The sequence below is a fragment of the Pseudomonas sp. JC1203 genome, assembly GCF_056175065.1.
Genome location: NZ_JBWCAM010000028.1, coordinates 59,755 through 79,295 on the forward strand (window position 1 = coordinate 59,755; position 19,541 = coordinate 79,295).

The following is a 19,541-nucleotide window of genomic DNA, read 5'->3' on the forward strand; positions in this document are numbered from 1 at the left end:
CCGCCTTTGCCCAAGCTACGCCCCTTTCCACTCGTATTGCGGACACCCCCTGAGTGAAGACTTCAGCGATCAAATGGCCACGCCTGCTGCTGGCCGCCACCGGTGTGCTGGCGCTGCTGGCCGGCTGCGACTTCGGCAAGCCCAAGCCACCGCCGCCCACCACCTATATCAGTGTCGACTGGAGCGCCCTGCCGGCGGTCAGCGACGCCGACCTGATGGCCGGTTATACCGCCTGGAACTCGGCCTGCAAACGCCTGGCCAAAGACCCCACCTGGGGCGCCACCTGCGCGGCCGCCGCCCAGGTGCCGGCGCAACCGGCTGACGTGCGTGCCTTCCTGCAGAGCCAATTGCAGGTCTACAGCCTGCGTTCGGGCCAGGACCAGGACCGCGGCCTGATCACCGGCTATTACGAGCCGGTGTACCCCGGCAGCCTTGAGCGCGACGACCAGCACACGGTGCCGGTGCTGGGCGTGCCCGATGACCTGATCGTGGTGGCGCTGGACAGCATCTACCCCGAGCTCAAGGGCAAGCGCCTGCGCGGGCGCCTGGACGGTCACGTGCTGCGCCCCTATGACGACGCTTCCGCCATCAACCAGAAGCCGATCAACGCCCCCACCCTGGCCTGGTTGACCAACCCCATGGACCTGCAATTCCTGCAGATCCAGGGCTCGGGCCGCATCCAGCTGGACAGCGGCCGCCAGCTGCGCATCGGTTATGCCGACCAGAACGGCTGGCCCTACAAGCCGGTGGGCCGTTGGCTGGTGGAACAGGGCCTGCTGAAGAAGGAGGAAGTCAGCATGGGTAAGATCCGCGACTGGGCCACCGCCAACCCTGCGCGGGTGCCGGAGCTGCTGGCCAGCAACCCCAGCTACGTGTTCTTCTCCACCCGCCCGGACAGCAACGAAGGCCCGCGCGGCTCGCTGAACGTGCCGCTGACCGCAGGCTACAGCGTGGCCATCGACCGCAAGGTAATCCCGCTGGGCAGCCTGCTGTGGCTGAACACCACCAGCCCCGACGGCAAGACCATCGTGCGCCCGGTGGCCGCCCAGGACACCGGCGGCGCCATCGCCGGCGAAGTGCGTGCAGACCTGTTCTGGGGCACCGGCGACAAGGCCGGCGAACTGGCGGGCAACATGAAGCAGCAAGGGCAGATCTGGCTGCTGTGGCCCAAGGGTGCGCAACCGCCGAAGCTGCAATAGCCCGCACCCGGACGCAGCCTTCGGCTGCTACATCCTGTGGGAGCTGGCTTGCCAGCGAGCTGTTGGGGCCATAAAAGCTCGCTGGCAAGCCAGCTCCCACAAGTCAGTTGCTGCTACGCTGTGCGTATAACCAGAACCGCAGAGGCTGTGATGAAGACCGTTGCCGAATTACTCAAGCTCAAGGCCCAGCAGAACCAGCAGGTGCACACCATCGGCCCCGACCAGATGGTGGTCGAGGCCTTGCGCCTGATGGCCGAGAAAAACGTCGGTGCCCTGCCGGTGGTCAAGGACGGCGCCGTGGTGGGCATCGTCAGTGAACGCGACTACGCCCGCAAGGTGGTGCTGGAGGGACGTTCGTCAGTGGGCACGCCGGTGCGCGACATCATGAGCGCCAAGGTGGTGACCGTCGATACCCACAAGAACATCGACGCCTGCATGAACATGATGACCGACGGCCACCTGCGCCACCTGCCAGTGGTGGTGGACGGCCAATTGGTGGGGCTGCTGTCCATCGGCGACCTGGTCAAGGAAGCCATCGCCGAACAGGCCGACCTTATCCGCCAGCTGGAGCAATATATTCGCGGCGAGTAGGCGCGCCCGCGCAGCCGCGCAGGTATACTGCGCGGCTCCCGGGGACGGCCCCGGACACTACCTTGCACGCCCGGAGTTTCAACATGTCTGTCGACCAACAACCCCCTGCCCCCGCCCTGCCCGAAGAAACCGGCAGCGACAGCCAGCCCGCCGTGCCTGCGTTCAGCTTCCCGTTCAAGCCAGGCGCCTTCGCCGCCGCGAAAAAAGCCGCCACCTACCCGGGCGCCGGCAAGTCCAACCACGACAAGACCCCGGGCCGCGCGCCCAACGGCACGCGTCGCTCGATGGGCAAGCGCTGATAGTCAGCGGTTGACGTCAACCACCACGCGCCCACGCACGGTGCCGGCCAGCAACTGACTGGCCACTTCCACCGCCTCGCTCAAGCCGATTTCACGGCTGATCAAGGGCAACAGCTCGCGGTCCAGGTCGCGGGCCAGGCGGTCCCAGGCTTCGATACGGTCGGCCTTGGGCCGCTTGACGCTGTCGATGCCCAGCAATGCCACCCCACGCAGAATAAACGGTGCCACCGAGCCTGGGAAATCCATGCCCTGGGCCAGGCCGCACGCGGCCACCGCGCCGTGGTAGCGGGTGCTGGCGCAGACGTTGGCCAGGGTGTGGCTGCCCACCGAGTCTACCGCGCCAGCCCAGCGTTCCTTGCCCAGCGGCTTGCCCGGCGCCGACAGGCTGGCACGGTCGATGACCTCGCTGGCGCCCAGGCGCTTGAGGTAGTCATGCTCGCTGCTGCGGCCGGTGGACGCCACCACCTTGTAGCCCAGCTTGGCCAACAGGGCGATGGCAAAACTGCCGACCCCGCCGTTGGCGCCGGTCACCAGCACCTCGCCTTTTTCCGGGGTGACGCCATGGCGCTCCAGGGCAATCACACACAGCATGGCCGTATAGCCGGCAGTGCCGATAGCCATGGCCTCGGCGGGCGTGAAACCCTGTGGCAGCGGGATCAGCCAGTCGCCGTCCAGCCGTGCCTGCTGCGCCAGGCCACCCCAATGGCCCTCGCCCACGCCCCAGCCGTTGAGCAGCACCGCGTCGCCAGGCTTGAAGTCGGCGTGCTGGCTGCTGTGCACGGTACCCACCAGGTCGATGCCCGGCACCATGGGGAAGCTGCGCACCACGGGCCCCTGGCCGGTAATGGCCAGGCCATCCTTGTAGTTGAGCGTGCTGTACGCCACCGCGACGGTGACATCGCCCGGCGGCAGCTGCGCCTCGCCCAGCGCCTGCACGGCGGCGCGCTGGCCCTGCTCATCCTTCTCGATCACGATAGCGTTGAACATGGAGCTCTCCCTTATATAGACCGATTGTCTTTTAATGGCGCTGAAAAAGCCGGCAGCGCCGGCTTGATCAACCTCAGATCTGGAAAAACGCCGAGCGCAGGAAGCCGCTGACGAACACGCGCATGGGCTGCGCGCTGCGTACCAGCCGGGCGCGCAACACCGCGCCTTCCCAACCGGTCCAGAAAAACGCCGCCAGCTCGTCGCAGTCGGCTTCCTTGGGCAGGTCACCGGCGGCCTGGGCGGCCTTGAGGCAGGTGCTTAAACGCTGTTGCCAGTCCCGGAACACCGCGTCGATGGCCTCGCGGTAGCCCTCGGGCAGCACCGAGATTTCCTGGCCCAGGTTGCCCACCAGGCAACCACGGCGGTATTCGTGCTTGGCCATGCCCTTCTGCGCGTCCTCGGCAAACGCCAGCACGCGCTCCAGCGGCGCTACCGACTCGTCCAGCAGCCAACGGTCCAGCTTGGCGGCGAAGTACTGCGCATAGTTGTCGAGCAAGGCCCGGCCAAAGGCGTCCTTGCTGGCGAAGTAGTGATAGAACGAGCCCTTGGGCACCCCGACACGTTTGAGGATCATGTCGATGCCGGTGGCGCTGAAGCCTTGCTCGGTGAGGATTTCAGTACCGCAACGAACCAGCAGCTCACGGGTGTCGTAATGCTCGCGAGGCACCTTGGGGGGGCGGCCGGGTCTGCGGGGGACGGGTGCTTGGGTTGGCGTAGTCATGAACACCGATATTAGACTGGCCGTCTCGATTGTCAACCATTGTCGAACGCGCACCCGTAGCAGCTGCCGAAGGCTGCGTCCCGCCATCACTGGGGGGTAGGCACTTATGGCGCTTCGCTATATATTCGCGCACATAACGAAAAATTCAAAAAAGGAGTTTCAGCATGTCTGTCCGCACCCCTCGCCTGGTCCTGCTCGGCCTGTTCGCCGCCCTGGCCTTCAACGCCCACGCCGATGAAGTGCAGGTGGCCGTGGCCGCCAACTTCACCGCGCCCATCCAGGCCATCGCCAAGGGCTTCGAGGCCGACACCGGCCACAAGCTGGTCGCTGCCTACGGCGCCACCGGCCAGTTCTACACCCAGATCAAGAATGGCGCGCCGTTCGAGGTGTTCCTGGCCGCCGACGACACCACCCCAGCCAAGCTTGAAAGCGAGGGCGACACCGTCAAGGGCTCGCGCTTCACCTACGCCGTGGGCACCCTGGCACTGTGGTCGGCCAAGGACGGCTACGTCGACGGCAAGGGCGAAGTGCTGAAAGCCAACCAGTACCAGCACCTGTCCATCGCCAACCCGAAAGCTGCGCCCTACGGCCTGGCCGCCACCCAGGTGCTGGACAAGCTGAACCTCACCGAGGCCACCAAGGCCAAGGTCGTCGAAGGCCAGAACATCACCCAGGCCTACCAGTTCGTCTCCACCGGCAACGCCGAACTGGGCTTCGTGGCGCTGTCGCAGATCTACAAGGACGGCAAGGTCACCAGCGGCTCGGCGTGGATCGTGCCGGCCAACCTGCATGACCCCATCAAGCAGGACGCGGTCATCCTCAACAAGGGCAAGGACAGCGCCGCCGCCAAGGCCCTGGTGCAATACCTGAAAGGTCCGAAAGCCGCCGCCATCATCAAGTCCTACGGCTATGAACTCTGATGCCACTGGACGCAAGTGACCTGTCGGCCATCTGGCTGACGGTCAAACTGGCGTCGCTGACCACCCTGTTGCTGCTGTTGATCGGCACCCCGATCGCGTGGTGGCTGGCCCGCACCCGCTCGCGCCTGCGCGGGCCGGTGGGGGCCGTGGTGGCACTGCCGCTGGTGCTGCCGCCCACGGTCATCGGTTTCTACCTCTTGCTGGCCATGGGGCCCAACGGCTTCGTCGGCCACGCCACCCAGGCCCTGGGCCTGGGCACCCTGACCTTCAGCTTCGCGGGCCTGGTCATCGGCTCGGCCATCTATTCCCTGCCGTTCGTGGTGCAGCCGTTGCAGAACGCCTTCACCGCCATCGGCGACCGCCCCCTGGAAGTGGCCGCTACCCTGCGCGCCAGCCCCTGGGACTGTTTCTTCAGCGTGGTGGTGCCCCTGGCCCGCCCTGGCTTCGTCACCGCCAGCATCCTGGGCTTTGCCCACACCGTGGGCGAGTTCGGCGTGGTGCTGATGATCGGCGGCAACATCCCCGACAAGACCCGCGTGGTCTCGGTGCAGATCTACGACCACGTGGAAGCCATGGAGTACGCCCAGGCCCACTGGCTGGCTGGCGCCATGCTGATTTTCTCGTTCCTGGTGCTGCTGGCGCTGTACGCCCGCGGCCACGCCAAAGCCCGTTGGAGTTGACCCGTGGCCCCGACCCTCACAGCGCGTATCCGCCAGCGCTTTGCCGACTTCACCCTGGACGTCGACCTGCAACTGCCCGGCCGCGGCGTCACTGCGCTGTTCGGCCAGTCCGGCTCGGGCAAGACCACCTGCCTGCGCTGCCTGGCCGGCCTTGAGCGCGCCGCCGACGCTTATATTGAAATCAACGGCCAGGTCTGGCAGGACAGCCAGCGCGGCCTGTTCCTGGCCCCGCACCAGCGCCCGCTGGGCTACGTGTTCCAGGAAGCCAGCCTGTTCGCCCACCTCAACGTGCGGCGCAACCTGGAATTCGGCTGGAAGCGCATTGCCGCTGCCCAGCGCAAGGTCGAGCTGCAACACGCCTGCGAACTGCTGGGCATCGGCCACTTGCTGACGCGCATGCCTACCCACCTGTCCGGCGGCGAACGTCAGCGCGTGGGTATCGCCCGCGCGCTGCTGGCCAGCCCCGGCCTGCTGCTGATGGATGAACCGCTGGCGGCGCTGGACAGCCAGCGCAAGGCCGAGATCCTGCCGTACCTGGAACGCCTGCACGACGAACTGGAAATACCGGTGGTGTACGTCAGCCACGCCCAGGACGAAGTGGCACGGCTGGCCGACCACCTGGTGCTGCTGGAACACGGCCAGGTGCTGGCCAGCGGCCCCATCGCCCAGACCCTGGCGCGCCTGGACCTGCCGCTTGCCCTGGGTGACGACGCCGGCGTCATCATCCAGGGCCTGGTGCAGGCGTACGACCCCGGCTACCAACTGCTGAGCCTGGCCCTGCCAAACGCCGACCTGCACATCCGCGTCGCCCACGGCCCGCTTGCCCTGGGCAGCCCGCTGCGGGTCAAGGTGCAGGCCCGCGACGTCAGCCTGAGCCTGGACGGCCAGGGCCAGAGCAGCATCCTCAACCGCCTGCCGGTGACCGTCACCGGGCACCGCGTGGCGGACAACAGCGCCCACGTGCTGGTGAGCCTGGACGCAGCCGGCACGCCCTTGCTGGCGCGGGTGACGCGCTATTCGTGGGACCAGCTGGGGTTGGGCGTGGGCAGTGCGGTGTGGGCGCAGATCAAGGCGGTGGCGGTGCTGGCGTAAGCCCCGCTCGCAGGGGTGGCGCGCAGGCCTTCACCCTTGCTGGAGATCTCCAGTGCACTCAGGGGCCAGCGCAGCCTGGCGGCAGCGGCTACGGAAACCTGCGCACGCCGCAGCTGTAGCAGCGGCCGCAGGCCGCGTTCTGGAGCAACGCAGGACCGCCGCCGGACGCAGCCTTCGGCAGCTGCTACGTCCTGTGGGAGCTGGCTTGCCAGCGAGCTGTTGGGGCCATAAAAGCTCGCTGGGTGCCAGCTCCCACGAGACAGTTGCTGCTACGTGGGCTGCTTGCGGCGGATCAGCACCCTGCCCTCGGGGCCCAGGTGCATACCGAACGCGGCTTGCGTGCCGCCCTTCAACTGCACGCTCAGGCTGTACTCCAGATGCCCGGGATGGATTTGCGGCAACAGCTGAATGTCGATGGCCGCCAGCCGCGGTTCATACCTGAGCAACGCTTGGGCCATGTTGCCGATCAGCCCGTGGGCGGTAGCCGGCAGGCCTTGCAGGATCAGGCCCATGTCCGGCAAGCCGTAATCGGGCAGGTGGCTGAGCGTGCCCGCCCGGCTGTTGAGGATGCGTTGCAGGTTGTCCAGCACTGACAACGTCGCCTGGTCCTGCTCGCAGATGGCGCTCAAAGCCAGCTCGCCGTCGAAGTTCTGCAGCAGCCGTTCATACAGCGAAGCGCCCAGGTCCATGGCTCACTCCTCGCCCAGCGGGCGCAACCTCAGGCGGTTATCCCCCAGTTCCACCACCCGGGCCTGATCGGCCTGCAACTGGTCACGCCGCAGCGTCAGGCGCCAGGTGTCGAGGCGGTTGTCGGGCTCGCGAAACAATGCCACCAAGGCGATGAATTGGGTGTCCTTGGCCAAGGGCACATTCAGCTGCACGCCTTGGCCAGGCTTGACCACCAGCGCGTGCTCATCCAGCAGGTCATCACGCAGCAGGGCGTCGCTGTCGGCGGCGATGCCGTCGTAGCTGGCCTTCTCCATTGCCGTGCGGCTCCGCAGTTGGTAAACGCGCACCTGGGTCGGCACAGACAGCCCACGCATGTCGCTGCCCTGGGCATTCATCGCCGTGCGTGCGTCGAGGTCCAGCCGCAGGATTTTCACCTGCGGGTAGAAGATCGCCCGCGCAGTGGCCGCAGTACCGTCGCTGACCGCCCGGGTCAGGCCGCAACCGCCCAGCAGCGTGGCAAGGGCGGTCATCATCAACACGCTAGAAAGGGTACGCAACATACTGGGTCATCCTGTGGTTCGGGTTGGGATGCAGGCCGTGGTAACGGCCCAGGTTGATGGTCACGGGTGCAGGGTTGGTGCTGCCCAATACTGCGGTCATGCCCAACAGCACGCCGGCCTCGCCCAACACCGGGGCAGGCAACAGGTGCGGCGCCAGGCTCAGTTGCAAACGGGCGGTGCAGCGCCAGCCCAGGTACACGCGCAACAGCACCAGCAGGTCGGCGTGCAAGGTTGCGCCTGGCAGCCAGCCACGGGCCTCCTGCGGGTCGGCTGTAGCCAGCGTCAGCAGCGCCTGGCTGTTGGCGTCATGGCCGACGCTGCCCAATGGCGTGCCCTGGCCCAGGCGCACCGGGTGCTGGCGGCACAGCTCTGCCGGTTGCGCCAGCGCTACCGGCAGCGGCCAATGGGGCGTCACCCGCACCTCGGTGTTGGGCGCCAGCAGCTTGACCAGCGCGCGGATGCCCTCGGCATTGCGCGTGGGCAGGCGCATCACCCCCAGCAGCGCCAGGAAGCGCGACACCGGTGTGGCAATGCCGCGGGCCGTGCCGGGAATACTGAGGCCAACCAGGCCCAGCAGGCACTGGGAAGTGGCATCACTGCCACCCGGTTCGAAGCTGGCCGGGTACGAATACTTGCGCCAGATGCGGTAGAACTGGGTAAAGATGCGGTGGTTGAAGATGTCCAGGAAGCCTTCCAGCGCTTCGTGCCCTTCGCGGCGCTGGGCAATATCGTCGAGGTAGGCCGTGGGCAGCGGCGAGTCCACTCCATACAGCCCCAGCACCCTCGTGCGCACCGTGGCCGGGCGCAGCGGGTGCTGGGCGCTGGTCTCGATGGCCTTGAGTTCGCTGGCCGGGAAGCCCATACCCGGGTCGGGACACAAGCGCACCGCGTCATCGCCCGGCCGCGCCGTGCTGCCCAACGGCGGGCGGCCCGGCGCGGCGCGTTCAAGCAACTGGCAGAAGCGGTACACGGTGGCCTCCGATACCCGCCCGCGCAGGGCTTCCAGCAAGGCTTCGACGCTCACCCCGGAATCCGCTGGCTGTGGTGTTCGTTCCATCGCAGGCACTCCCCGGTGGGTTGCAGAATCAGCGTCAGCTGAATAAACAAGTGAATGTCGGCATACAGCGCAAAGAAGCGGTTGAGCATTTCGCCAAACAGGCTGATATCGCCCTCACCGCAGAAGCCGTTGCTGTCCAGGGTCACTTCAATGTCTACACCGCGCCGCAGAAAGCCTTTTTCAAAACGCTGGATCAACTGGTGGCGCACCTCGACGATGGCTTCCAGGCGCCGCCGGTTCAGCTCGCTGCCGGTCCACTCGTAAAGCGCCAGGGTTCCACGCAGCACTTCGGCGCTGTCCAGCATCGGCAGGAAGTTGGAGCCCAGGTGGCTGAGCACCCGCCAGTGGAAACGGTCACGGTTGGGCGGGTAACACGGCAAGGTAGGCGCACACAGGTTGCGTACCTTCAAGCCCACGTGGGCGGCGTGCACGGCGGTGTCCAGCAAGGTGCTCTGCAAGGCCTTGCGGGGTAGTTGGCCATGAGTGCCGGTCAGCAGCAGGGACAAGCTCTCGTTGCTGGTCAGCTGCGCCTGTTCGAAGTCTTCTCCGCCCAGCACCAGCCAGGTGTCATGCAGGCCGTTGGCGCCGAGCTTCAAGCGGGTGTGGTAATAGCGCTCTGGCGCCTGCTCGCGGAGCATGCCGCCCTTGTGGCGGAAACTGCTGAAGGGCACGAACACCTGGCGTTCGCCATTCAAGGTGCTGCTCACCTCGTCCACTGAATAGATTTCCGTGTGGCCGTCCTGCACCCGCTTGGCGCGCAACAGGTAATCGGTCTGCAAGGGGTCCACCAGCAACGGGTCCGACTCCAGCACGAACAGGTTGATCACCGGCACCGCGTGCAAGCGCAGGTGGTCGCGGTTCACTTCCAGGTGCCGGGCCCAGGGTTGCTTGAGTTCCACCTCAAGCTCGAACCACGGCGCCTCGGCCGGCAGCACCAGTTGCTGCAGGCCGCGCAGGGTGACGAACATGAATTTCTCGCGGAAGGTGAAGTACTCCAGCAGCAGTTGGTAGCCACTGAAGGCACTGTCCCCCTTTGGCCACAGGCGATCCTGCTCGGCGAACCCCTTGGCGGCGAAATACACGTCCGCGGCCTGGCGCCCCGGCTGGCCTGGCAACCGCAGGTAAACGCCGCCGGCGTTGAGCGTGAACGCTTGATGCAGCGCGGTTGCCAGCGCCGCATCGCCGTTGAGGTACAGCGGCAGCTCTGCCAAATCCATGCCCGCCCAGGCCGCCATGGCGCCGCGGGCAAAGCGCAGGCGCAGCAGCGAGCGGCCGTCGGCGGCCTGGGCGAGCTGGAACGCCTCCAGCGTCAGCGGCCGCAACGTCAGCGCCTGGGTGGTGGTGTAGCGGCAACGGGTGCGGTGGGGGCCGATCGGCTGCGACAGCACTTCAAAACCTGCCGCGAGCGCCTCGCTACGGTTCATCTGCCCCAGGTCCGGCGCCAGTTCCACAATCGACAGCGATGGAATGGTGCGCAGGTAATGCGGCCACAGCAGGCTGACCAGCCCCTCCGTCAGCTCGGGCAGGTCGTCGTCGAGCTTCTCGCGCAGGCGCCCCATCAGGAACGCGAAGCCTTCGAACAGACGTTCCACGTAGGGGTCCTGCGCGCCGGGGTGGTCCAGGTTGAGGTGCGCGGCGCGGTCGGGGAATGCGTCGGCGAATTCCTTGCCGGCCTCGCGCAGGTAGCGCATCTCGGCATCGAAGTAGTGCAGGGTCAAATTGTCCAGGCTCACACTCTGTATCCTGTTCTAAGGTCAACCGCACAGCACAGCGGCGCGGACCGGGTCGATGGCCACCAGAGACGCCAGCAAGGCCTCCATGCGGCGCGCCAGGGCAGGTTTGTCGGCATCGCTGCGCTGGGTTTTCATGCGCAGCAGCTTGAGCAGCCGCGCCTTCACCTCGAAACTCAGCTGCGGCTCCCACTGCGCCAGGCCTTGGCGCTGGGCCACCTGTTCCAGCTCGCCCAGCAGGTGCACCGCCAGCTCGTTCTTGCCACACTGCTCGGCCACCCGCGCCATCAGCAGCCGCAGCAACCAGTGCTCGCGGCCGCTGTGCAGCTGCGGCCTGGCGGCCAGCCAGGCCAGTGCCTGCTCCACGCCATGGCTGTCGGCCTGGGCCTGGGCCTCGTTTTGCAGCGCCAGCACGTCGTCGTGCGCTGCCGCAGGTGCCACCGGCAACCATTGGGCCGGGCGGTTGCCAATTACCTGCTGGGCGATCCATTCGCGGGTGGTTTCATCCGCAAACGCGCTGCCATCGTTCCACTTCAGGTGTTCCAGGCCCGGCAGGCGTTCAAGCAGCATGCCCAGGTCGCGCTTGACGATGCCCGCCCAACTGTCCCGGGGCGCCGGTTGCCCGGCCAGCGCCTGGTACAGGTACCACTGCAGGTCCAGCCAGAAATGGTTGACCGCCTCGGCGTACACCCGCTCCACCAGGTCCAGCAGTTCACCCCAGCGCTGCTGTACATGCAGGCGCTTGAGCTGCACGCGATAGTCCCCACGCGGGGCGGCCAGGCGGGTATTGCCGTGGCTGTCCTCGGGGGGTGTTTCATGCACCGTGTCCCAGCGCAGGCTTTTCATCAGGTGGTGCGCGGCCAGCCAGCCGCGGGGTTGGTCGCGCAGGTAGGCCCCCAAGGCCCGGCCGCTGTCCAGCAAGTCGCGCCCCGACTTGATCGCCACCGGCGGCGGCACGCCCCCTGCCCCGCTTGGCTCGGCGCTGGCGCTGTGCTGCGGCACCAGCGCATCGGCGCCGCCGGAGCGCGCCAGGCGTGCCGACAGCGCGCCGTACAGCGGCCCCAACTGCGGGCGCTGGTCTTCAGGCCAGGCCAGCAGGCCATGCTCCAGCCACACCAGCGCCGCCACCGTGCGCTCGGCCTCGGCTTGCACCACCTCGGGGTACAGCGACAGGCTGCCCAGCAACTTGTCCGCCGCCAGCCATTCCAGGGCCAGCCTGCGGCTGTTGGGCCGGGCCGGCAGCAGCTGCGCGCCAAACCGCTCCACCAGCGCCGCCAGCAAGGCCAGGCCATCGGCAAGCCCCGCCTCGCCGTCACGCTGCAGGCGCGCCCACAGGTAATACGTCACCACGCGCAGGTCCTTGCAGGTGTGGGTCAGCAGCTTCTCCGCCAGCCGCACGACCTGCTCGGTGTCGGCGCCGGACAGCTTGTTGACCTGTTCGCGCAGGCACTGGAAATCATCCTCGTAACTGGGGTCGTCGCCCGTGGGTTGCTGCTCATTGATGGGTTGCAGCCAGTCGCTCCAGGCGCCGCCCTGTTCACGGCCGAGGGCCAGCGCATCCCGGTCCCCCAGGCAAGCCAGCCGTAGCTGTTGCAGGCTCATTCAACACCTCCCTTGGTTGCCTGGCCGTTGTCCGCCAGGAAAATCCGCGACGGCAAACTAAAGCCCCGCAGCTTCAACAACGCCAACGGCCCCGCACCCAGTTCCGTGCGCAGGTGCCAGGTCAGCGGGATCTGGTCCGGCGCCGTCAGCACGATGCGAAAACGCGTGTCGCTGTCGTCCAGCGGCGTCACCCTGGCCTGCTCCAGCAGGCGGATCAGGCCCCAGGCGCCGTAGTAGTCGCCGAACAGCCGCTCGCCGGTCCTGACGCTGGTCCAGCTCAGGCTGACGCCGGGGTAGTCGCTGCGGCCCGGCCAGTCGAAGCGCCGCCAGCTTTCCTTCTGGTTGTAGTACTGCATGCGCTCGCCGTTGAGGATGAAGGTGGTCTGCACCAGGTCCTGCACGGCCTTGGCCTGCAGCTCGAAGCCCAGGCCCATGCCGCCGTCGGTGTACAGCACGTCGGCCAGGTGGCCGAGGCGGTTCACCGCCGCCAGGAACGCCGGGTTCACGCGCAGGCCCTGGCTGTGGCGCGGGTCGGCGACCCAGCGGTTGCCCTCCTTGCGCAGCACGCCGCCCAGCTCCTGCTGCAAAAACTGGTCGATGCGCCCGGTGCCGGCACGAATCATCTGCCCCAGCATCGGCAACGACGCGTCGCTGCCGGTGGCGGCGAACGGGTAGCGGCCGTTGAAGGCGCCGTCCCAGTGCTCGACGATCGCCCGCTGCCACTGCGCATTCAGCGCCGCCGCCGAGGGTTGCAGCACCTGCTGCCAGGACTGGGCCAGGGGTTTGACGAACAGGTTCTGGGCAAAGCCGCTCCAGTGCCCGCCCAGGCTGGCGGCGATCAGGCTGCCGTAGTCGCGGCTTTGCGCAAGGTCGAGGGTGCGGCCCTGGAACACTGATTGGGCCAGCGCCTGGGTCATGGCTTGGGGGTCGGTTGCGTCCTCGATCTGCTGGAGTTGCAGGCGCACGCGGGTGATGCGGGTGAGGTAGGTTTGCAGGCTCAGCGGGTTGTTGTCCTTGGCCAGCAGCTGCAGCAGCGGCGCGAAGGTGGTGTCCAGTGGGCCTGGTGTCTGTGCCTGGTAGGCGACGGTGTTGACCAGCGCCAACAGCGGCGATTGCTGCGGGTCGCTCATCAGCGCGAGCTGCTCGACCGCCTCGCCAAGGTCCTTGGCCTGGCGCCAGCGCACGCTGTTGAGGAAGGTCAGCCAGGCGCTGCTGAAATCCTTGAAGTAGCGGGCAGTGAGCCTTGCCTTGAGCGCATCGGGGGTCAGCTCGCTGTCGATTTTTTGCGTTGGGTCGGCAAGCACCCAGTCGATCCTTTCCCGGCGTTTCTCGGCGATTTCATCGATGGCCGCGCATATCTGCCCGTCCCAGGCCTGCCGGGTAAAGATGCCCGGCACGCTGCGAGGCGCGCCGAACAGCGCCGACGCCTCGGTGTCGCCAAGCATGTCTGCCAGTCCCAGCGCCGGGAAGTGCGTGCCGGCGCGGTCCAGCACCTGCTGATAGAGACTCAACTCGGCGTTGCGCTGGCCCAGTTCGCTGAGCAGGATGTGCCGCACCTGGGCGATCAGCCGCGGGTTGGCGTCGATGCGCCACTCGGGGTGGCTGGGCAACTGCTGGGTGTAGAAGGACCATTGGCCAGGCAGATCGGGCACCCGCGCCAACAGCGCCTGCTCCAGGAACGCCGGCTCGGCCTTTTCCGGCTGCGCCAGCATCAGGTAGGCCTTGAGCGGCGCGTAGGCCTCGCGGGCCATCTCGCTGCGCGCCTTGCTGCCGGCAGGCTGCGCCACCAGGGTCCACAGGGTTTGTTCCAGGCTGGCCACGGCCCTGTCGCGCAACCGCTCATGGGTGGCTTTCAGGTAATAGGGCCACAGCTTGTCGAGCATGGCCTGGCCCTGGCTGAGGCCGAAGCCCAGGTACCACGGCTCGCCGTGCACGCGCCGGTACTCCAGGCGGTCCACCTCGCGGGTGAGGTCGCTGAGGGTGATCAGGTCGGTGATCGGTTGTTCGGCGACATGCGCCAGGTGCACGGCCTGGTGGCGGTTGGTGACAAACGACAACAGCGTGCCGGCGCTTGTCACGCCGATGGCAGCCAACGTCGCCACGTACAGCACCCGCCGCGCATGCCAGCCACGCCGCCGCGGGCGGGTCTTGCTATCCGCCAGCAGCGTGGCCCACGCGCCATCGAGCTGCAGCAGGTGCTCGCTGCCAGGCACCGGGCCGTCGCTGCGCGCCAGGCTGAAATGCATGCCGCGCAACGGCGTGCTGCGGGCAAACTCCGCCAGCAACGGCGCCAGCACCTGCGGCCAATGCGCCACACCGTGGGTGCCCAGCTGGTGGCCGAGGTGATAGAAAAAACAATGGGTGCGGTGCACCTGGATGTGCTCCATGCCCTGCTGGTTCAGCGGCGCTACCAACTGCTGCAGGGCTGCGCCCAGGTCCAGGTTGCGGCCGAGCAGGCAGCCTACCGGTTGGGCAGGTTCCAACGGCGTGATCCAGGGTTTCGGGCACACTTCCCAGAGGTACAGCGGCAGCTGCCAGCCCAGCGCCTGGGACAGGTCGCGCAGGTAGCGGCTGGCGGCGCTCATGGCCTTGACGTCGTCGCTTTGCGGGGTGGTGAGGGTCCAGATGATGGCGTCGAGGGGGCGCCGGCGGCACAGGCGCTTAAGCGTTTCAAGGCGCTCGACTTCCAACAGCCCGTGGGCACTACCGCCCCACAACAGGACCGTGCCCTGCCCCTCAAGCCAGCGCTGCTCCGTTAGCCCGGGTGCAATCGCGTTGACTTGCTCCGCCTCGCCCACCACCCACAACAATCGCACTTTATGCCGCCAGAACAGGCCGTAGTGGTCACGCAGGTGATTGCGCAGGATGGCCGCGCGCTGCCCAACCTCCGCGCCCGGCTCAGGCAGCACTACAGGCCGCGGGCCCGCGACATCGTCGCCCGTATTAGCAGCGCGACCCATTTGCCGCCCCAGCCAGGTAAACCCGCCAAGCACCAGCATGACCAACCCGGCGATCACGGGTACCACCTTGAACGCCAGTGCCTGCCGATCATCGCTGCCATGCAGCCCCAGCCATTGCGGGTAATACCACAGCACCGCGCACAGCAGTGCCGCCGCCAGCAACAGCACGCCAGCAAGGCCACCTGCTTGTACAACGCGTCGAATTTCCATCATGTATCCCTACGTCAAAAGCGGCGGCGCGAGCATCAACACCCTGCACCCGAGCCCCGTCTCGGCGGAGCTGTTACCACTGAAAATGAATGGCGACCCAGCGCCGTACTTGAACGCTTGCGCGGTCATGGCACCACGCGGGTGATCCACCCCTCCTGTCTCACTTGCATGGTCAGTTGGTGCTGACGGTGCGCGCAAAGGAAAACCTGCTCATCCGATTAGCCCCCACTCAACCGCCTCTTCACGGAGCGTGGTCTTGTCACGCAGCGGCCACGGGCGCAGGTGGTAGCGTTCCACCGTTTGCAGTGGAAAAATATCGCCTTCATTGAAGTGACGGATCACCTCTTTCGGCCTGACGTTACGCAACGAAGGCCAAATGACTTTCCAGTGCCCGGCCTGTGGGCAGGCTTGGCCGGGGTAGCAGATTTGCTGCGGGAAGTTGGCCTGGGTGAAGTCGGGCGAACTGGGGAGTGGCTTGCCGGTGGCCGGATCGAGCTTTTTGGCGTTGGCCAGGCGCAGGATCAGTTCCTCGCTGGGTTTTGGTGGCGGGATGTTGGCGAGGCGATCCTCAAGCCATTGGATCTTTCCGTTCCACTCGGGTAATTCTGCAGGCGGTAAAGGAACAATTTCATTTATCTCCGGAATCGTTGGATTTGCGTAGGAATACCCCGCCAAAAACCTCCAGATTTTTTCATAACGCTCAGCACGCTCCAGATCTTTATCTTGACCTAAGTAATACAGCTCGTCTGATATGTGAGGCCCGCGAAATGCTGATTCCAACCGCCCGGCAGCACCCTCATCTCCTGACGCTACGCCCATCTGCAATATTTCAACGGCATCGCGAAACTGGTTATTATCTTGTAGATCAATCGACAGCATCACCGCAGCTCTTCCCTGCCCTTGCGCTGCGGCACAGCGGCGAAGTTGCCTTGTGACATCTGGGGCAATGGACGCTAATTTTTCTCCTATATACGCCTGCCCCTGCCCACTGCCTGCATCGGCGGACTTACGAAAATAACGAAGCGCCATCTCATGGTCCATCTGTAGCCCCGCCATTCCTTTTTCAAGATACACACCGATAAAATAATAGCCAGATGCCACGCCCACATCGATCAACGCTTGACTAAACCGCAATCTATCGCCACCAGCTAATTCAAACTGACCGCGCATCGAGCCATTCTGCAGATTAATATTCGCTTTATAGTGATCATGCTCACTGGCAACCCTGTACAGCCTTTCCACTTCTCGGTATACCACTTCATCTTGATTCAATTGATTATTTCTTTGCAACCAGCGTGCGTACCGAAACAAAATACTTACATCAGCCGATGCTTCGGGGATTTTTTCTTGCACGCAAGAAAAAGCCACCTTAGCTTCCACATCAGATACATAGCTCAAAATATAATCCCTCTCGATAAAAGGCTTGCTTTCGGAGTCACAACCCTGCAAGGCTACAAGCAACACCAAAATCAGGTGACGCATCAGTCGAGATCCTTAAGCATTCTCGCAGCGTAAAAAAAACCAACCAAAGGAGCTACAGGCCGCTTACTCTTTGTTTTGTCTTCCGCTCGACTTTTATTGCTATCAATAATAACCTGCCATTCCTTGAAGGCCAGCTCCGGACTATCCTGCGCCCCTTTATCACTAGTATGAAGCCCCCACAATTTACGCCGCAAAGCCTTTGTAACTTCCACCCACTCGTGAGCAATGTTCAGTTCACTGTCAACCTGCATGCTGCGAGTATTAATATTTGCCGAGCCGTGAGTGGTAAATACATCATTAACAATCATCAGTTTAGAGTGAATATAAACCGGCATCCAACCAAACCCACTGAGTGAATCCTTAGCAACCAACGAGCACACATGAACCTTCAAGCCAGGGTTATCGGTAATCCTTAGCGCTTCATCAGGAATCTCATTTATCTTCTTGATATTCGTCTTGAGCTGAATTTCAGAAATCCGATCCCGTGGGTCGGCACCCCGGCTAGTCACCCTCGATTCTTCGGCGACCTGTTTAATCCGCCGTAGCTTAGTGACTTCGGGGATAGTGTCGGCACGCCCTAAGCTCTCCAACATCCTCTGAGTATTCACAACCCCGGCCCCGACACCCTCATCAGTCACATTCGTAACAACAAACAAATGCAACGAACCATACAACCCCGGATCGCTCCCTTTCTTTACCAACCTTGACGCCGCTTCCTTGATTGCTTCCGCCAGCGGCGGCCAACGGAAATACTGATTTTCAATATAAATAAAATCTGTTGCATTGTTGATCGCTTGCAGGTAAAGCGTCTCAATATCCCGCCTGCCGGTCTGAGGTTGTGTGCGCAACAACTGCACCATCTGCGGCGAACCTAGAGGATACAGTTGCTGCCCTATCTTTTTAGCTGCCCGAAGGTCCAACAGATTTTCACCCGTCTCTTTTTCCCACGCAGTCGCGAAGTTATGGTGCAAGTGCTCCAGCACCGGCCCTGTCACTTGACAGGAAATATCCTGGCGGGGCTTGTCACCTGTTGGCCCCTTGTTTCGCGCGAGCTTTTCCTTTGCCCCGCGATTCTTGGCTGAATGCGCATTGGTGTCCCAATACTCGTCGAGCATGTTGTGCCCCATGACGAAACCGACAGCGCAGTCCGGCAGTTCGTAATCGACCAAAACACTTTTCTGATGGTGCGTGACTGTCGTGGCTAATATCAGCCGCATCTTTTCGCTGATCTCTGGGTCGAGAGCATTATTTTTTACATCATCGGCGATGCGAAGGCGTTCACTTCCGCTGAAGCCGCGGCTGACAAATAAAGGGATGCCTTCCTTTACTCGCTGGGCAGCCTTGCTGCCCGCAACAGCACAGTTATCAAACCATTTGCGGTCAAGGTGCCTTTGGCCGAAGGTTGAAGTTTGCCCCTCCATGTCCCAACTTCCGCCTTTACCAGGAAGGTTGGCCTCTCCTGCGACACCCGCAGAATTACCGGGCATCTCCCAGCCCAGCACGCGCACCTGAATACCCTCCTTGGCTTTCATTCTGAGTAAATCGCCCAAACAAGGCGCCTTGCCATCCCTAATGAGAAACATCGACGGTTGAAAGCCCCAACAGATAATGTCGATGGTTTTCTTTGCTTGAGCGATAGCCTCATGCACCGCGCGGAAAGTCTCTTCGCCATTGACTAACGGAAGGTAGGTTGCCGCTACTGGGTGGTATTCACTTTTCTGGACATACCACCGAGGGGTGCATGACACCTCATTCGTATACTGCAGCGCCGCGGGTGAGACGATCGGTGGATTAGCCATGATCATTTTCCTTTCTTGGTGTCGGATTCATGCATCACTTCCGCGTAGGTGAGCCGGTTGGTGGTGTGCTCCGCAGGTGCGTTGACGCCATCCACCGTGTCCGAGTGGTGGTGGTGCATACCGCGATTCGCGATGTGGGCTTGCTCAGGGTTGCGGTAATCGGTGGGTGTGGGAATGTCGTAGACCTGCTGATTAGCCAGCACGATGCGATAGCTAGTCGTTATTGCCTGATGATCAATGTGCAATTTCTCGCCATTGACAATTACGCCTTCCTTCAGCAGTACCCCGTCAGCAAAGAGGGAGTACGGCATGCGGTTCCAGCCGACCGTGGGAGCGTTGGGAGTCTGCGAAAGGTTTACGCTCAACCGCTCCTTGGAAAGCCCCACCGGATACTCCGGGTGCCCGGCCTTCATGCTCGCCGCACCGCTGTAGTTGAAATGCGCCGACTTGACGAAACAGTCCCCCTCCGTCCCTGCTTCAATGCGCGACGGGTCCAGGGTGATGTAGCTACCACCGGCATTCAGGGTGATTTTCTTTTTCGCGGTGATATGGATCTCGTCTTCGGTGCTGGTGATGTCCAGCCCATGGCGAGCCATGAGTTCCAGCCGGTCGTTCTGCGCCTGGACGCTGACCGGGCCTTGATTGGCAATCAGCTTGATGCCGACTTTGCGCACGAACACGCTCAGGCCCTGCCCTACCCCCATGAACAGGCGCTTGACCACGCTGATGTCGGCATTGGCGCCAGCGTTGGCCATCAGGTTGGCGTGCGCGGCCAGCTGCAGGTGTTTGCCGCTGGTGAGGGCGATGCCTTGCGGGGCGCTGACCAGCACGGTGGCGGCCTTGAGCTGCTCCAGTTCGTCACGCAGCAGGTTGAGTTGCGCCTGCAGATCGGCCGGGGTTGCCTTGGCGGCTTCGGCGTCGCTGGAAAGCGATTGCAGTTGCTCGCCGGCCTGTTGCAGGCGGCCGACGGCGGCCGCCATCTC

General features: G+C 64.3%; 17 protein-coding genes. 6 read left to right on the forward strand and 11 right to left on the reverse strand.

The genetic code is table 11. The features are described from left to right. Window positions 1–53 precede the first annotated feature (53 nt). From mltA to AC0SZ7_RS29595, 3 genes are all read left to right on the forward strand, one after another. On the forward strand, window positions 54–1,199 hold the full coding sequence (gene mltA / locus AC0SZ7_RS29585) for a murein transglycosylase A (protein WP_475507682.1): 1,146 nt from the start codon (window positions 54–56) through the stop codon (window positions 1,197–1,199). A gap of 150 nt (window positions 1,200–1,349) precedes the next feature. After that, window positions 1,350–1,790: a CBS domain-containing protein gene (locus AC0SZ7_RS29590; RefSeq protein WP_475507683.1), complete on the forward strand. Its 441-nt coding sequence runs from the start codon at window positions 1,350–1,352 to the stop codon at window positions 1,788–1,790. A gap of 83 nt (window positions 1,791–1,873) precedes the next feature. Beyond that, complete coding sequence (locus AC0SZ7_RS29595) at window positions 1,874–2,089, forward strand: hypothetical protein (protein ID WP_475507684.1); 216 nt, start codon at window positions 1,874–1,876, stop codon at window positions 2,087–2,089. A 3-nt stretch (window positions 2,090–2,092) separates the two neighbouring features. On the opposite strand, the gene acuI is transcribed toward AC0SZ7_RS29595, so the two are convergent. Together acuI and acuR are read right to left on the reverse strand one after the other, a co-directional pair. Continuing rightward, complete coding sequence (gene acuI / locus AC0SZ7_RS29600) at window positions 2,093–3,076, reverse strand: acrylyl-CoA reductase (NADPH) (RefSeq protein ID WP_475507685.1); 984 nt, start codon at window positions 3,074–3,076, stop codon at window positions 2,093–2,095. A gap of 73 nt (window positions 3,077–3,149) precedes the next feature. After that, complete coding sequence (gene acuR, locus AC0SZ7_RS29605) at window positions 3,150–3,797, reverse strand: acrylate utilization transcriptional regulator AcuR (RefSeq protein WP_416424639.1); 648 nt, start codon at window positions 3,795–3,797, stop codon at window positions 3,150–3,152. Window positions 3,798–3,961: 164 nt separating this feature from the next. Between acuR and modA the strand changes: the two genes are divergently transcribed. From modA to modC, 3 genes are read left to right on the forward strand one after another with little or no spacing between them, the layout of a single operon-like run. After that, a complete protein-coding gene (gene modA, locus AC0SZ7_RS29610) occupies window positions 3,962–4,717 on the forward strand; it encodes a molybdate ABC transporter substrate-binding protein (RefSeq protein WP_475507686.1) in 756 nt (251 codons plus the stop codon). Further along, window positions 4,717–5,397 carry a molybdate ABC transporter permease subunit gene (modB, locus tag AC0SZ7_RS29615; protein WP_475507687.1) on the forward strand — a complete coding sequence of 227 codons (681 nt, stop codon included), beginning with the start codon at window positions 4,717–4,719 and terminating at the stop codon, window positions 5,395–5,397. Before modA ends, modB begins: the two co-directional genes overlap by 1 nt. A gap of 3 nt (window positions 5,398–5,400) precedes the next feature. Then, window positions 5,401–6,489, forward strand: coding sequence for a molybdenum ABC transporter ATP-binding protein (gene modC, locus AC0SZ7_RS29620; protein ID WP_475507688.1), 1,089 nt, complete (start codon window positions 5,401–5,403; stop codon window positions 6,487–6,489). 269 nt (window positions 6,490–6,758) lie between these two features. Here modC and tssE read toward each other — a convergent pair whose 3' ends face one another. The 9 genes from tssE to AC0SZ7_RS29665 all read right to left on the reverse strand — a co-directional run. Continuing rightward, window positions 6,759–7,178: a type VI secretion system baseplate subunit TssE gene (gene tssE, locus AC0SZ7_RS29625; protein WP_475507689.1), complete on the reverse strand. Its 420-nt coding sequence runs from the start codon at window positions 7,176–7,178 to the stop codon at window positions 6,759–6,761. A gap of 3 nt (window positions 7,179–7,181) precedes the next feature. Next, window positions 7,182–7,718: a type VI secretion system lipoprotein TssJ gene (tssJ, locus tag AC0SZ7_RS29630; RefSeq protein WP_475507690.1), complete on the reverse strand. Its 537-nt coding sequence runs from the start codon at window positions 7,716–7,718 to the stop codon at window positions 7,182–7,184. Next, the gene (tssG, locus tag AC0SZ7_RS29635) at window positions 7,699–8,775 is read right to left on the reverse strand and encodes a type VI secretion system baseplate subunit TssG (RefSeq protein WP_475507691.1); all 1,077 of its coding nucleotides are present in this window, start codon (window positions 8,773–8,775) and stop codon (window positions 7,699–7,701) included. The genes tssJ and tssG overlap by 20 nt, the downstream gene beginning before the upstream one ends. Further along, complete coding sequence (tssF, locus tag AC0SZ7_RS29640; RefSeq protein ID WP_475507692.1) at window positions 8,739–10,508, reverse strand: type VI secretion system baseplate subunit TssF; 1,770 nt, start codon at window positions 10,506–10,508, stop codon at window positions 8,739–8,741. Before tssF ends, tssG begins: the two co-directional genes overlap by 37 nt. Window positions 10,509–10,529: 21 nt before the next feature. Continuing rightward, entirely contained in the window at window positions 10,530–12,107 is a 1,578-nt protein-coding gene (tssA, locus tag AC0SZ7_RS29645; protein WP_475507693.1) for a type VI secretion system protein TssA, read from the reverse strand. Then, complete coding sequence (locus tag AC0SZ7_RS29650) at window positions 12,104–15,277, reverse strand: ImcF-related family protein (RefSeq protein WP_475507694.1); 3,174 nt, start codon at window positions 15,275–15,277, stop codon at window positions 12,104–12,106. The genes tssA and AC0SZ7_RS29650 overlap by 4 nt, the downstream gene beginning before the upstream one ends. Before the next feature lie 210 nt (window positions 15,278–15,487). Continuing rightward, on the reverse strand, window positions 15,488–16,759 hold the full coding sequence (locus AC0SZ7_RS29655; RefSeq protein WP_475507695.1) for a DUF6396 domain-containing protein: 1,272 nt from the start codon (window positions 16,757–16,759) through the stop codon (window positions 15,488–15,490). Then, on the reverse strand, window positions 16,759–18,558 hold the full coding sequence (locus AC0SZ7_RS29660) for a phospholipase D-like domain-containing protein (RefSeq protein WP_475507696.1): 1,800 nt from the start codon (window positions 18,556–18,558) through the stop codon (window positions 16,759–16,761). Before AC0SZ7_RS29660 ends, AC0SZ7_RS29655 begins: the two co-directional genes overlap by 1 nt. 2 nt (window positions 18,559–18,560) lie before the next feature. Beyond that, the coding region (locus AC0SZ7_RS29665) for a DUF2345 domain-containing protein (RefSeq protein WP_475507697.1) at window positions 18,561–19,541 on the reverse strand (981 nt) is incomplete at its 5' end.